Genomic DNA, 12,927 nt, shown 5'->3' with positions numbered 1-12,927 from the left:
CCCATTCACCATCGGTGAGTTGCGCACGCGTCACAGAACAGTCTTATCGGATTGGCGCCCAGCCCGGCTTGATCACAACTGAAGACAGTCCCTAGTGCTGGATTCCTCATTCGCTGGGTATATGTCCCGGTGGCGGGGTGGTTCGGCTGCTCGGGGGCGGGTGCTGAACGGTGGCGTTACGGGCACGGCCGAGTCGTGATGAGAACGAGGAACGCGTCGTGTGTCGACTATCGCGAGCGCGCAAGGCGCCTCGTGATCTGGTGCTGCGGGCGCGAATGGTTGAGCTGAGCTGGTCCGGACAGCGAGTGCCCACCATCGCTGATGAGTTGAGGTGCAGCCCCAAGACGGTCCGGCGCTGGCTGCACCGCTTCAATCGCTTGAGCCTTGGAGGATCTGGGCGGGCAGGGCCGCAAGCGTCGGATCACGGAGGTGGAACGCTCCCGGATCATCGGCCTGGTCAAGCAGCCGCCACTGGGCCGGCTGACTGTGCAGGCAGACGGAGAGCTGGCCGCAGCGGATGAGTCCGGGCCACCGGGGTGGACCCTCGACTCCCTGGCTGCCGAGGCTGGGCGGCTGGGCATCGAAGTCGGCCGCAGCCAGGTCCGCCGGATCCTGCTGGCCGAGGGAGTGCGCTGGCGAGGCACCCGGTCCTGGACCCGCTCGAAGGACGCAGAGTTTGAGGGAAAAGGACGAGGATCATCGAGCTCTACACCTGCCCTCCCGACGGTGCGACCTTGGTTTGCGCCGACGAGCTCGGGCCGGTGATCCCCCGCACGTTTCCGCTGGCGCCGGGCTGGTCGCCGGACGGCCACCGCATCAAATCCGAGATCGACTACGGCCGCGACCGACGCGACGGGCGTGGGCTCGGTGTCGGCTCCGCGGATTCAGGCCATCCAGATCGAGCAGGATGGCATCCAGCCCGGGATGAACATGCTGGAGTTCGGTTCCGGCGGGGTGAACGCCGCCTACCTTGCCGAGCTGGTCGGAGACCAGGGACGAGTCGTCACCATGGACATCGACCCTGACGTCACAGCACGCACCAGGGACGTCTTGCAGACGACCGGGCACGGCAACGTCGTCGTGATCACCGACGACGGCCTCAGGGGGATGACCATGATCCGCCGCTTCTTCACCATCACCACAGCCACTGCGCTGTCCCTCGTCGGCCTCGGCGCTGCGGCCACCGAGGCGTTCGCGGGCAACGTCACCAGCCGCCCGTGACCTGAACACATCTGCGGGCGAGCCGGATTCATTGACCGACCCGCTGCGCAGTCGCGGCTTTCCTGCTCTCCTGGCGGCGGCCCGTTCGTCGCTTCGACTACTTGTTCCTGCCACGTGTCGGAACGGGTCCGGTCTGCCGGTGCTCAGGTCCTCAGCAAACACCTGCGACAGAGGCTGCGGTCCAACGTACTGCTGGCAGTTGCACTGACCAGCCTCGTAACGCAGCGGCTTCTTGTTCTCGTCCCAGGCGACGGGTACCTCGACGCGCTCGTGGCATTGGCCCTGCTTGTCGTGTTTGGCGAGGTGGTGCGTGCATCCGCACACTGGCTCCGGAGGCTTGTTCGCTGCTTCGACGGCCAAGCGTTCCTGTTTCGCCGCCTCCAGCAACTGCAACTTGCGCTCGTGCCGATTGCGCAGTGCGGTGCGGACGTTGTCAGCCGCCCACGCGAAGCCACCTGTCCAAAAGACGATGAGCACCCACCAGAACCAGTCCATCTGCTGTCCCCTCCCCCTGTGCTGCCTCGGCTCAGCATAGACGGGCTCATCGGAAGCCTTTTCGCATTGTCATGCAAGCCTCGGACACAGCTTCTTGTAGCCTTCTTTCCCTGGAGCCGGCCGCAGTCGGGGCGACGGGGCAGTCCAACTGCCTGCCCCAGCGGCCCGTTTACTTCAGCTCCTCGAGCGTGAAGCCCTTGCCAGGTGCGCTCGTAGTGCTCGGCGGGGAAGCCGCTGGGGCTGGCCCCGTCCTCTATCGGACAGTTCAGGCACGCTACCGCCGCGGCCCCTTTCCCGACTCCGGCACCGATACTTCAAGACGACTGCCACCGCGGGTCGGGCTGATGGGAAGTTTCTGTGCTGCCGGAGCGCGACATCACCTACCCGGTCGACGAGGAAGCTGTCTGAACGATACCGACGAAGACCGCAGCGAGGACGCCGACGGCGGTGATCACGATGCCGACCGGATGGATGAGCGCCGGACAGCGGTAGGCGACGTGACCGGGGCCAACGGCGAAGGCATGGCCGACTACGGCTGGGCACACAACGACGAGCAGGGTGAATGCGGTACCGACGCCAGTCCACTTGGGAGCGGGCAGGCGGAAGCTCCGCGCGCGATGACGGCGGTGAATGAGTGTTCCTCGGCCCTTAGGGCGTGGCGTATGGAGTCGTGATCAATTGTGACTGAGCGCTTCACCTGGCGACGATCGCCAGGTGAAGCGCTCAGCACAAGGGCGCCGTAGTGCACGGGGCCCTATGTGCTGGACAGATTGCGCTCGAGGAACGTGAGGACGTGGTCGCGCACCATTGGTGCCGAGCGCGCCGGGTCGAGCGCGCCCACCATCTGGTCGCGGCCTTCGGCGGTCATCAGCCCGTCCGCCTGGAGCTGGGGCACCATGGCGGCGAAGTCGCTGAACACCCGGTGCATCGCGTCGTCGATCTGTCGCCGGCAGGTGCGCCGGTTCGGGTGATCGAGCATGGCCGACCAGGAGCGGTCGATGTCCGCGTTGCGGAAGCCGTCGGTGCGCAGCAGGAGCATCGGCTGGTTCATTCCGTACCGGGCCACGGGAAACAGCGGCGCCGGCTCGCCGGGCTGATCCGACGAATAGTCCAGGTAGCCTTCCAGGTTGACCACCGCGCGGATCCGGCGGTCCTCGTACGCGGCCTGCGCAGCCGCCGTGCCGCCCGCCGAGTGCCCGTACATGCCCACCCGTGCCAGATCCGGCGCTCGCGGGACGTGCCGGGGCAGCGGGCGCCCGACGGCGTCGGGATTGTGCCCGGCCGCCAGGAGCTCGAGCTGGTTCAGGACGAACCGGGTATCGGCGAGTCGGGCCCGTTCGGAGCCGTGGGGGTTTCCGTCTTCGGCCATTTGCAGGGGGATCTGCTTGTGGCCGACGTCTGACAACGATGTCTGTCCGGTGTGTAGACACACAGAATCTGCCGTGCTGTCATGCCGGGACGGCCGCGTTACAACGTTGTACGCGGCCGGTGCGATCCCCTGCAGAGGTTCAGCCGCATGCCCGATGTGCTCGCGAGAGCGCTGTCATCGACCCGTGGAGCGTGCCGTGCAACCATCGATTCTCATCCCCCGCCCTCGGGCGAGGATGGCCACCGCAGTCCGCTTAGTGCCGTGCCTGGCTGTGACGTTCAGCCTTCTCGGTGCCCCTGCCGCCACAGCAGAGACCGCGAAGAAGCCGGCACATGCCTCGACCGTGGTGGTGTCCGACGCGCGTTTCGAGATCCTCTCGCCCACGCTGATCCGTACCGAGTACGCCGGCGACGGAAAGTTCGAGGACGACGCCACCTTCAACGCCGTCGGCCGGGGCTCCTTCTCAACGACGCCTTACACGTCTTCGGTGAGGGACGGCGTCCTGTCCATCGCCACCAGCGCCCTGACGCTCCGCTACACGGTGGGGTCCGGACCGTTCACCGCGGACAACCTCAGCGTGCAGCTCAAGGCGGGTCCCTCGACGGTCCTGGCCTCACCCTGGCAGCACCGCACCTGCACAGTAGGCGCGCTGTGCGAGGCCGAGGACCAGTTGTACGACGGGCCCGGACTGGCCGCCGATCACCGAGACTTCACCGGCAAGGGGTTCCTGGCCGGCTTCGGCGTCGACCGCAACTCCCTTTCCACGGACGTACAGGCGCCGACAGCCGGTACGTACGAGTACGCCGTGCGGTACGCCAACTCGGTGGGCGGCGACGGCCGGCACGAAACCCGGACGCTCAGCCTCAGCGTGGACGGCGGCGCCGACCGTGAACTCAGCCTGCCCGAGACCGGCGACTGGAACACGTGGGCGGTGGCGCGTCTTCCCCTGGCCATCGCCGGCGGCCACCACACGGTCCGGCTGCACCGCGCTCCGGGCGACTTGGGCAACGTCAACATCGACAGCGTCGCCCTTCTCCCGCCGGGAGCCGGATACCCCTCCCGGACCGCGAGCGCGGTGGTGGGATGCCGCTTCGGCACCGGCTGCGAGGCCGAGGAGACCCGCATCACCGGCTCCGCCGAGGTCGCCACCGATCACCAGGGATACGCCGGATACGGCTTCGTCGCCGAACTCAACCAAGGCGCCCGACTCGTGGAGCCGGTGTCGGGCGTGCCCGCGGACGGCACCTACCTGCTGCATCTGCGCTACGCGAACGGCAGCGGAAGCGACGGCCTGCACCAGAGGCGGAGCATCCAGGTCGCGGCGGGAAGCGGGCCGGCCCGCACCCTCGACCTGCCGGTGACCGACGACTGGGACACCTGGAAGACGGCCTCCGTTCCCGTCGAGCTGAAGGCGGGAGCCCAGGACGTCACCCTGAGCTGCCCCGGCGCCGACAGCTGTCACGTCAACGTGGACACGCTCGCGCTGACCCCTCTGGCCCGGCCCGCGCCCGCACCGCACCTCGCGCTGGGCGGCTACCGCCGCAGCCTCGACGGGCTCGACGGCGATGCCGACCCCACCCCCTGGACCACCCCCGGACTGCTGCACCGCGACGGCTGGTACCTGCTCGACGACACCGCGTCCGCGGCGTACGACACGCGCACCGGGAAGGGCGCACCACGTCCCGCGCACGGTGGACAGCCCTACCAGGACGGCTATCTCTTCGGCTTCGGGCACGACTACCGGCAGGGCCTGACCGACCTCGCGATGCTGACCGGCCCGTCCACGCTGCTGCCCCGCTGGGCGTACGGGGTGTGGTACTCCGAGTACATCGACCGCACGGCATCCGACTACGAGAACACCATCGTCCCGGCGTTCCGTGCCGCGAACGTGCCGCTGGACGTGCTCGTCACCGACACCGACTTCAAAGCGCCGAACACCTGGAGCGGATGGAACTTCGATGCGCGGAAGTTCCCTGATCCGAAGGGATTCTTCGACTGGTCGCGCAGCCAGGGACTGTCCAACACGCTCAACGTGCATCCCAGCATCCTGGGCAGCGACCCGCAGTTCGCCCGAGCCCAGGCCACGGCCAAGGGAAAACTGGTCAAGGGCGGATGCGCGTCCGCGGCCGGGGCGGACTGCTACACCTTCGATTTCGGCGACGTGGACGAGCTCAAGGCCTACCTCGATCTGCACCGGCCGATGGACCAGGCCGGCAACGACTTCTGGTGGCTGGACTGGTGCTGCGACACCTCACGCTCCTCGCAGGCAGGCGTCACCCCGGACGCCTGGATCAACCAGCAGTACGCCGACCTCACCCCCGAGACCAGCGGCCGCGGGTTCGTGCTGTCCCGCGCCTACGGATCCCTGCAGGCCGGCGGCTACAGCGCAGGAGTGGGGCTGCCCACCGGGCCCTGGGCCGACAAGCGCACCACCATCCACTTCTCCGGGGACACGACCTCGAACTGGGGCACCCTGCGCGCCGAAGTCGGCTACACCCCCGGAGAGTCGGCCGCGACGGGCCTGTCCGCCGTCAGCCACGACATCGGCGGCCACAACGACGGCTACGGCATCCCCGGGGCGGAGACCTACCTCGCCGACGGCACGACGCACCGCACCTCCAAGCTGCCCGACGACCTGTACGCGCGATGGGTGCAGTTCGGCACCTTCCAGCCGATCGACCGCCTGCACAGCAACCACAGCGACCGGCTGCCCTGGCAGTACGGCCCCGAAGCACGCAGGTCGGCCGAGAAGTTCCTGAGGCTTCGCGAGGCGCTCGTGCCCTACACCTACACCCTGGCACACGAGGCCAACGCCACCGGCATCCCCGTCGCCCGAGCGCTCTACCTGCAATATCCGGAAGAAGAAGACGCCTACAGCAAGGCGGGCAGTGAGTACCTCTACGGGCCCGACATGCTCGTAGCCCCGGTCACCCAGCCCGGCACCAAGACCACCACAGCGGTCTGGTTCCCGCCCGGGCAGTGGACGGACTACTTCACCGGGACCACCTACACCGCGCCCGCCGGCGGAGCCACCTACGACATCACCACCACCCTGGACACCATGCCGGTCTTCGTACGCTCCGGCGGCATCATCGCCACCCGGTCCACCACCGTTGCCGACGACGCCCACAGCACACTGAGCAAGCTCACCCTCACCATCGCCCCCGGCGCCTCGGGCACCCTCACCCTGTACGACGACGACGGCAGGAGCACCGTCTCCACGCAGGCTGCGACGGTGCAGGCTCGCTACACCGAGCGTGCAGTCTCCCGTCAGCTGACGATCGGAGCCGCTCGCGGAAGGTTCACCGGCCAGGCGAGCCGGCGCCAGTGGACCGTACGCTTCCTGGGCGTCGGGCAGTCCCCGAAGACGGTGACGGCCGCGGGCAAGCCGTTGCCGGCCACGGCCTGGTACTGGAACAGCGATCAACGCACTCTTCAGGTCACGCTTCCCGCGCAGAGCACCCACACGGCGGTGACAGTGAGCTATCGCTGATCGTCGCGCGCAGATCGAGGAGCCCGCGCCCTGGTCATGTATGGGAGCGGGGCCCCGAGAGCAGTCTGACCCGCGGTCCCCTCCCGCCTATCCCCCGGTCCCGGGCGTCTCGGTCTCCTGACCTGGGCGCCCGGTCCTTCGCAAGTCATCTGCGGCAGGCCGGTCTTCGGCCACAGTCAGGGCTGAGAGGAGGACGTGCGAACGCACGCGAACCGACCTTGTGCCGTGCTCCCTACTCTGATGCGGGCGCTCGCCGAAGCAGGAGTGGCGCGAGCTGCTGATCTGAACGCAGTTCGCCGCCTCGATCATGCGCGCACCGCAGGAGGCGGGTGTTGGGAAGGCAACGACGCACCTTGGTCGGCCCGCCCCCTTCTGAAACGATCAGCCGGAGTCCGGGACACAGTGGTGGAACAGGCCGCTGACTACTTGCCGGCAAGGCCGAGGTTGGCGCCGTCGCGCAGGTCGGAGAAGCCCTGGGCGAGGACTGCCGCCGGCTTCAGGCACGCGTGGCGGGTCACCGCCCTCGCCGGGTTCGTCGCACAGCCCAACTGCTGATACGTGGCCACTGCGGTCTGGATCTTCTGTGCGGCCGAACGCAGCGTGGCGAACCCTGCCTGGCCCTGGATCTGTTTCAGGGCATACGCCGCATCGGTGTTCGTCTCCTTCGCCGCGACGGCGCAATCCTGCGTGAACACCGTGGACGACGCCGTTGAACAGGGCGAGTTGACACCGGAGCCGAAGCGTTCTTCAAGGGGAGAAATCCTGGCCTCCAGAGCGGACTTGACCTGGTCGGCCTTCACGGCCCTGTCGGACACCAGGGCCGCCGTCCGGCCTTTCGAAGCCCTCGCCGACGGCGTCGCATCCGCCCCCGCATTTTCGCCCGACCCGCTGCAGGCCGCGAGCAGCGTCACCGCCACCGTGGCACCGCAGGCGATCAGCCACAGCCGTTGCCGCTTCACGCGTTCCACCCCCCCGATCGCACCTTGCGCGGGTCACCCTACTCGCCGTTGATCAAGCCTCGTCAATACGGTGGCGACCGGCATTGTCTCGCGGACGGCAACTCGGCCGGCTGTGTCGATGGCTGCAGGCTTTGGACCACTTCTTGTGGTCGTTCAGGCAGCGTAAGTGTTGATCTTCGTGTGATGAGCGGTGCGACCGTCCCTCGGTTCGCCCGGCACCTGGAGCGCGCCCCCGACGCCGTCATCGCCGGCAATGACCCTTCCCTGGTGCGGGTGAGGAGGCGAGGGTGTCCCACTGAGTGGTGCAGGGAACCGGACGGAGTGCGTTCACTGATGACACAGTGCCGGCGCTCACAGGGCCAGTACAGTTTGCCGGTGATCACCCATCCCAAACTCCAGTTGACCGTCGACTGTGTTGACCCTGAGCGGCTCGCGGCATTCTGGGCCGCTGCGCTGGGGTACGAAGTCGAGCCGCCGCCCGCACCGTTCGCCACCTGGCGCGCGTACTGGCTGGGCCAGGGCCTGTCAGAGGCGGAGCTGGGCACAGGCGACTGCAGTGACTCCGTCATCGATCCCGATGGCGGCGGCCCGCGGATCTGGTTCCAGCAGGTACCCGAACCGAAGGTCGTCAAGAACCGACTCCACCTTGATCTGGGCGTGAGCGGAGGGCGCGGCGTCCCGTTCGCCACTCGCAAGGAGCGCGTGCTTGCCGAGGTGGCGCGGCTGGAGACCGCGGGCGCGTCCCGGTTGCGCATCGAGGACTCGGAGGCCTCGGGTTCCTTCTTCGCCGTGATGCACGACCCAGAGGGCAACGAGTTCTGCGTTCATTGAACGACTGACGGCCAGTCCCGGAACTGGCCGGCGTAGGGGTTGCCGCCGAGCCAGGTGGTGCCGTCGATCAGTTCACGTGCCGCGCCCAAGTGGCCGCTGTGGCAGGCCACTTCGGTGAGCACGTGGATCAGGACGTGCCGCACGTCGGGCAGCCGCCAGGCCGGCCAGATCTCCACGGGCCACGCGGCGGGCCGCTGCTCGGGCGTGGCGGCGGCGAGCACGGCGTCCGCGCGCGATGGCCGCCCCGTAATCGGCGAAGACCTCCTCGGCGCTCATTCCCTCGGGTACGTACCAGTGGGCCTCCGCGCCCGCCGTGAGCCGGCCGGCCACGTCCGGCTCGCCCGCGATCAACCCGGAGAACCAGAAGCGTTCGACATCCAGGGTGAGGTGGCGCAGCAATGCCAGGCAACTCCAGCCGCTGGGCAGCACCGGTCGCCGCAGATCGTCCTCCGAGAGCCCCTGAAGGATCCCGACGACGTGCTCGCGCCGGCGGTCCAGGGCGCTTTTGAGGGCGGCGAGTTCGGCGTTCACCGGGCGGCGCACACTTCGGCGAGGCATTCCAGGTGCTCGCCATCTGCGTCCGCCACCAGGCGCGCCCGCTGCTCGCCTCCGCGCGTCTGTCTTCCGGCAGGCGCGAACCGTCGAAGATCTCGGTCACCACCGTCGCCCCGGCCCCGTCGGGGAGCAGTTCAAAGACCCAGCGGCGGCCCCACGCGGACCCGGGCTCGGTCGCGTCCGGGTGTCCACGACCAGGCTCGGCTCCCAGCCGACGCGACGGTCCGGCTCATACTCGACGACGTGGTCGGGGTCGGCGAGCCGCAGTTCGGTGGTGGGGGCAAGGACGCATAGTGGATCACGCACATCGTCCACCGGAAAGGCGGCCGTCATGACGGACCGTTACGACTCCCGTCGCACAGCCGTACTGCTGGTGGACCCCTACAACGACTTCCTCTCCGAGGGCGGCAAGTTGTGGCCGCGCCTGGAGCCGGTGGCCAGGCAAGTGGGTCTGCTGCGCAACCTGCGCACGGTCATCGACGCCGCACGCACAGCCGGCCTGACGGTGGCGTTCGTCCCGCACCGGCGCTGGGAAGAGGGCGACTTCGTCGGCTGGGACCATCCCAATCCCAGCCAGCGCAAGGCGCAACGCCTGCAGACCTTCGCCCGCGGCAGCTGGGGAGGGGAGTTCCACCCGGAATTCCAGCCGCGGCTGGGAGACCTGCTGATCAAGGAGCACTGGGCTCAGAGCGGCTTCGCCAACACCGACCTGGACTTTCAGCTCAAGCAGCACGGCATCACGCACGTCGTCCTGATCGGACTGCTCGCCAACACCTGCATCGAGTCCACCGGCCGCTTCGCAATGGAGCTCGGCTACCACGTCACCCTCGTCACCGACGCGACCGCAGCGTACGGCGCCGACATGATGCACGCCGCACACGAGCTGAACGGCCCCACCTACGCCCACGCCATCGTCACCACGGCGGAGCTCGTCCACACACTGACAGGCTGAACCCACGAACGCAGCGCTCGCTTTGAAGCGCGGCTGACCTGGGTCTGACGGGCAAACGCCCATGACCCTCGCCGTTCACAACGGCCACGACCTCGCAGTCGAGCTGCAGCGGCACATCAGCGGTCAAGGCGTTCGCAGGCAGACGGCAGGTCTTGGGGCCCGTGCGGCGGGTTTTGCCGGACAGGCCCCAAGACCCCAAGGTCCTAAGCGGGCTCAGCGCTTGAGGGTGAAGGTGAAGTCGCTGGAGAGCCTGCCGCTCAGCCGGACCGCCGAGACGAGCTTCCCTGCCGTGATCAGTTGCTCGGCCTCGGCCCGTGCAAGATTGCAGCCTTCAGCGATCAGACGCACCGGCCGGAGGGGGATCCGCGCCGCGAAGCGGACCGAGACGTCGATCACCTCGCGCTCCAGGTGAGCCGATCCGTCGGTCTCCACGCGCCAGGCGCCCGCCCAGTCGAGGGCGATGCGATTACGGCGCCGCACGCGTGGATCCTGGAGCAGTTCGGCTGCCAGGCCGGGGTCGTTGTCATGCAGCCTGTCCAGCAGCTCGGGCCGTACGGAGCGCACGTGCATCCGCTCCAGGATGGTGAGCTTCGCGGTGTGTCCGCACGCGGTGCACAGCACGAGGAGCCAGGCGTCGATGAGCTTGTGGTGTGCGTTGACGCGGAATTTGCCGCTCGCCCGGTAGCGCTGGGACGCGCACGCGTGGCAACGGCGCAGGACGAGCGGCAGGCAGGTGGGCACGACCACCCAGGTATTGAGCACAGAAGTACACCGGTTTCAGTGAGAAGTCCGCAGCAAAAAGCAGCGCGGCGCGCATGCGCGACGCGCGACGAATCAGCGCTCGGGATGTCTCACACGGTGTACAACGGCACGTCCTTGCCTGGACGACTCGGGCTCGGCGGCACGCTAGTGGCGCGCAGCGGTGCTGTTCCACTGGTTTTTGCGCGCGCAGCGACGCCTTTAGGTACGGGCAGTTCACGCCCGGCGTCCTGAACTGGTCTGTCGGGGGTACTCACGCCGTGTCCGAAGGCGCCCCCGGCGCCTTCGGGCCGAAAAGAGCCGAGTGACGGGAGGTGATCGCCATGTCGTCGAGTACACAGCCGCACCGCGGCCCGGGCCGGCAGGGGCGGGAGGCGGAACCGGTTAGTGAGCTGGTGCAACGTGCCTCGCAGCAGCTCAGCGAGCTGGTGCGCGAGGAACTGCGGTTGGCGCAGACGGAGATGAAGGAGAAGGGCAAGCGCTACGGCAAGGGCGGTGGGCTGTTCGGCGGCGCCGGACTGGTCGGGTTCTTGATGCTGCAGGCCCTGGTGGCCACGGCAATCGCCGCGCTGGCGGTGGCGCTGCCGGCGTGGGCCGCGGCCCTCGTCGTGACCGCTCTCCTGGGCGTGGTCGCCGCCGTGATGACGCTGACGGGGAAGAAGGAGGTCTCCCAGGCCGCCCCGCCCGCGCCCCGACAGACGATCGAGAACGTGAAGGCCGACGTGGCCGAGATCAAGGAGAGTGCGCACCGATGACCCAGCCGCCCCACGACGAGCCCACCGCCCAGAGTCCGGAGGAACTGCGCGAGCAGATCGAGCACACCCGTCACGAGCTCGGGGAGATGGTGGAGGCGCTCGCGGCCAGGACCGACGTCAAAGCCCGCGCGCAGGAGAAGGCCGCCGAGATCAAGGACCAGGCGGCCGCGAAGGCCGGCGCGCTGAAGGAGCAGGCCTCCCTGACGGCCGGGGAGGTCAAGGCCAGGGCCGCCGAGGCGGCGGCCCGCGTGCAGGACAAGTTGCCCGACCCGGTAAAGGACCAGGCCGCCCGGGTCGCCGGGCAGGCCCGGGCCACAGCGGCACAGGCGAGCCGGATGTGGCAGGAGCAGGCACCCGAGCCGGTACGGGCCACGACGGCCCGGGGCCTGCGGGTGGCGCGCGGCAACCGCGGCCTGCTGGCGGCCGCCACCACAGCGGCCGTCCTGGGGTGGCTGATGTACCGGAAGAAGGGATGACACCGTGAAGGCATCCAAGATCGCCTACAAGCCGGCCGGTCTCGCTCTGGGTGCCCTCAGCGGCAGGCTCGCCGGCGAGCTGTTCGAACAGGCGTGGAGGGTACTCGGTCACGACGAGGGCGTCCGCGACGCCACCGGCACGGACCGCGGCTGGGGCGAGGTGGTGCTCGCCGCCACCTCGCAGGGCGCGGTCTTCGCCGACGTCGAAGCGGCCGTCGACCGTGCGGGGCCGCCGGCACACGCCGCCTGACCGGCATCTGGCCCGGCTGGCCGGGAGCACGTCGGACGGGAAAGGGGCCGGTACGACGAGTACCGGCCCCGTGTCGCGGGAGGACCGGCCGCGGCCGGCTGCCGGGCGGACCGCTCGAGGCCCGCCCGCCGCGGATGTGCCGCCCCGCTCACTGACCGTTCCTGGCCTGTGGCACTTGCGTGTGCATCGACTCGGCCACCGTAGCGGGCCCACCAGTACGCGTCCGGGGCCCGAAAAAAGGGGCAGTCCTGGCTGGGCGAGGCCCTGGTCACCCTCGCCTGCCTATGGCTCTGGCTGACCTGATGTGCGGACACGGCCTGGTGCAGGAGAGCCGTCCCGCATAGCACCCGCGCCGCCGAGCTGCCCGTGCCCCTCGCCAGCGGGCTTTCGGCATACGGCACTGACCGGACCTGGATCCGTCAAGTCCCGACATGGAGTGTCATGACGGGCCGGGCAGGCGGCGGGCTTACTGGATGTACCGGGGCCGCCGGACAGGGCAGCCCCTCCTACCGGCCCCGACCGGCACTTCCCCCCTACGCGAAGGAGTACCTCTCATGTCTGCCACCCTCTCCGTCCCCGGCACTTCCCGCACGCGGCGTCTGGCACTGCTGGTGGCCACGACCGGCCTGGCGGTAGGCGGCGCCATGATCCCGGCCAGCGCCTTCGCCGCCTCCCCGCCCGCGCACGCCGCGCCCGCCGCGGCGGCAGCGTTCCACAGTTCGCACGGCCACGGCCGTTCCACCACCAAGACCACCACGACGACCGAGACCACCACCAAGAACCGGCGCGGCACCACGACCACCAAGACCACC

10 protein-coding genes and 4 pseudogenes are annotated in these 12,927 nt (G+C 69.0%); 9 read left to right on the top strand and 5 right to left on the bottom strand.

The features are described from left to right. Positions 1-275 precede the first annotated feature (275 nt). Positions 276-521, top strand: coding sequence for a helix-turn-helix domain-containing protein (locus AC07CM_RS49010; RefSeq protein WP_478883074.1), 246 nt, complete (start codon positions 276-278; stop codon positions 519-521). Positions 522-924: 403 nt separating this feature from the next. Beyond that, positions 925-1,221, top strand: coding sequence for a hypothetical protein (locus AC07CM_RS49005; RefSeq protein ID WP_478883073.1), 297 nt, complete (start codon positions 925-927; stop codon positions 1,219-1,221). Between the two features lie 141 nt (positions 1,222-1,362). Here the strand turns inward: AC07CM_RS49005 and AC07CM_RS49000 are convergent. Together AC07CM_RS49000 and AC07CM_RS48995 are read right to left on the bottom strand one after the other, a co-directional pair. Continuing rightward, positions 1,363-1,716: pseudogene (locus AC07CM_RS49000) on the bottom strand (hypothetical protein); the annotation flags it as partial. 754 nt (positions 1,717-2,470) lie between these two features. Next, positions 2,471-3,121, bottom strand: a complete 651-nt coding sequence (locus AC07CM_RS48995) for an alpha/beta hydrolase (RefSeq protein ID WP_478883072.1) — start codon at positions 3,119-3,121, stop codon at positions 2,471-2,473. 199 nt (positions 3,122-3,320) lie between these two features. On the opposite strand from AC07CM_RS48995, the gene AC07CM_RS48990 reads away from it, so the two are divergent. Next, a complete protein-coding gene (locus tag AC07CM_RS48990) occupies positions 3,321-6,578 on the top strand; it encodes a TIM-barrel domain-containing protein (RefSeq protein ID WP_478883071.1) in 3,258 nt (1,085 codons plus the stop codon). A gap of 422 nt (positions 6,579-7,000) precedes the next feature. On the opposite strand, the gene AC07CM_RS48985 is transcribed toward AC07CM_RS48990, so the two are convergent. Continuing rightward, positions 7,001-7,546, bottom strand: a complete 546-nt coding sequence (locus AC07CM_RS48985) for a hypothetical protein (RefSeq protein ID WP_478883070.1) — start codon at positions 7,544-7,546, stop codon at positions 7,001-7,003. 366 nt (positions 7,547-7,912) lie between these two features. Here AC07CM_RS48985 and AC07CM_RS48980 point away from each other — a divergent pair, with 366 nt between their 5' ends. Beyond that, positions 7,913-8,368, top strand: a complete 456-nt coding sequence (locus AC07CM_RS48980; RefSeq protein ID WP_478883069.1) for a VOC family protein — start codon at positions 7,913-7,915, stop codon at positions 8,366-8,368. Here the strand turns inward: AC07CM_RS48980 and AC07CM_RS48975 are convergent. Then, positions 8,362-8,899 (bottom strand): annotated as a pseudogene (locus AC07CM_RS48975) (DinB family protein). The gene AC07CM_RS48980 and the pseudogene AC07CM_RS48975 sit on opposite strands and share 7 nt — an antisense overlap. Positions 8,900-9,254: 355 nt before the next feature. Here AC07CM_RS48975 and AC07CM_RS48970 point away from each other — a divergent pair. Continuing rightward, entirely contained in the window at positions 9,255-9,875 is a 621-nt protein-coding gene (locus AC07CM_RS48970) for a cysteine hydrolase family protein (protein ID WP_478883068.1), read from the top strand. Positions 9,876-10,088: 213 nt separating this feature from the next. Here AC07CM_RS48970 and AC07CM_RS48965 read toward each other — a convergent pair whose 3' ends face one another. Then, positions 10,089-10,637 carry a DUF1062 domain-containing protein gene (locus AC07CM_RS48965; RefSeq protein WP_478883067.1) on the bottom strand — a complete coding sequence of 183 codons (549 nt, stop codon included), beginning with the start codon at positions 10,635-10,637 and terminating at the stop codon, positions 10,089-10,091. Between the two features lie 320 nt (positions 10,638-10,957). Between AC07CM_RS48965 and AC07CM_RS48960 the strand changes: the two genes are divergently transcribed. The 4 genes and pseudogenes from AC07CM_RS48960 to AC07CM_RS48945 form a co-directional block, all read left to right on the top strand. Continuing rightward, entirely contained in the window at positions 10,958-11,389 is a 432-nt protein-coding gene (locus tag AC07CM_RS48960) for a phage holin family protein (RefSeq protein WP_478883066.1), read from the top strand. Continuing rightward, positions 11,386-11,865 carry a DUF3618 domain-containing protein gene (locus AC07CM_RS48955; protein WP_478883065.1) on the top strand — a complete coding sequence of 160 codons (480 nt, stop codon included), beginning with the start codon at positions 11,386-11,388 and terminating at the stop codon, positions 11,863-11,865. Before AC07CM_RS48960 ends, AC07CM_RS48955 begins: the two co-directional genes overlap by 4 nt. Before the next feature lie 4 nt (positions 11,866-11,869). Then, a pseudogene (locus tag AC07CM_RS48950) lies at positions 11,870-12,132 on the top strand (DUF4235 domain-containing protein); the annotation flags it as partial. Positions 12,133-12,669: 537 nt separating this feature from the next. Then, positions 12,670-12,927, top strand: a pseudogene (locus AC07CM_RS48945) (hypothetical protein); the annotation flags it as partial.

The organism is Streptomyces sp. NPDC044061 (assembly GCF_056434305.1).
Note: the sequence above shows the minus strand (reverse complement) of the source record. Positions and strands in the feature narration are given on the sequence as shown.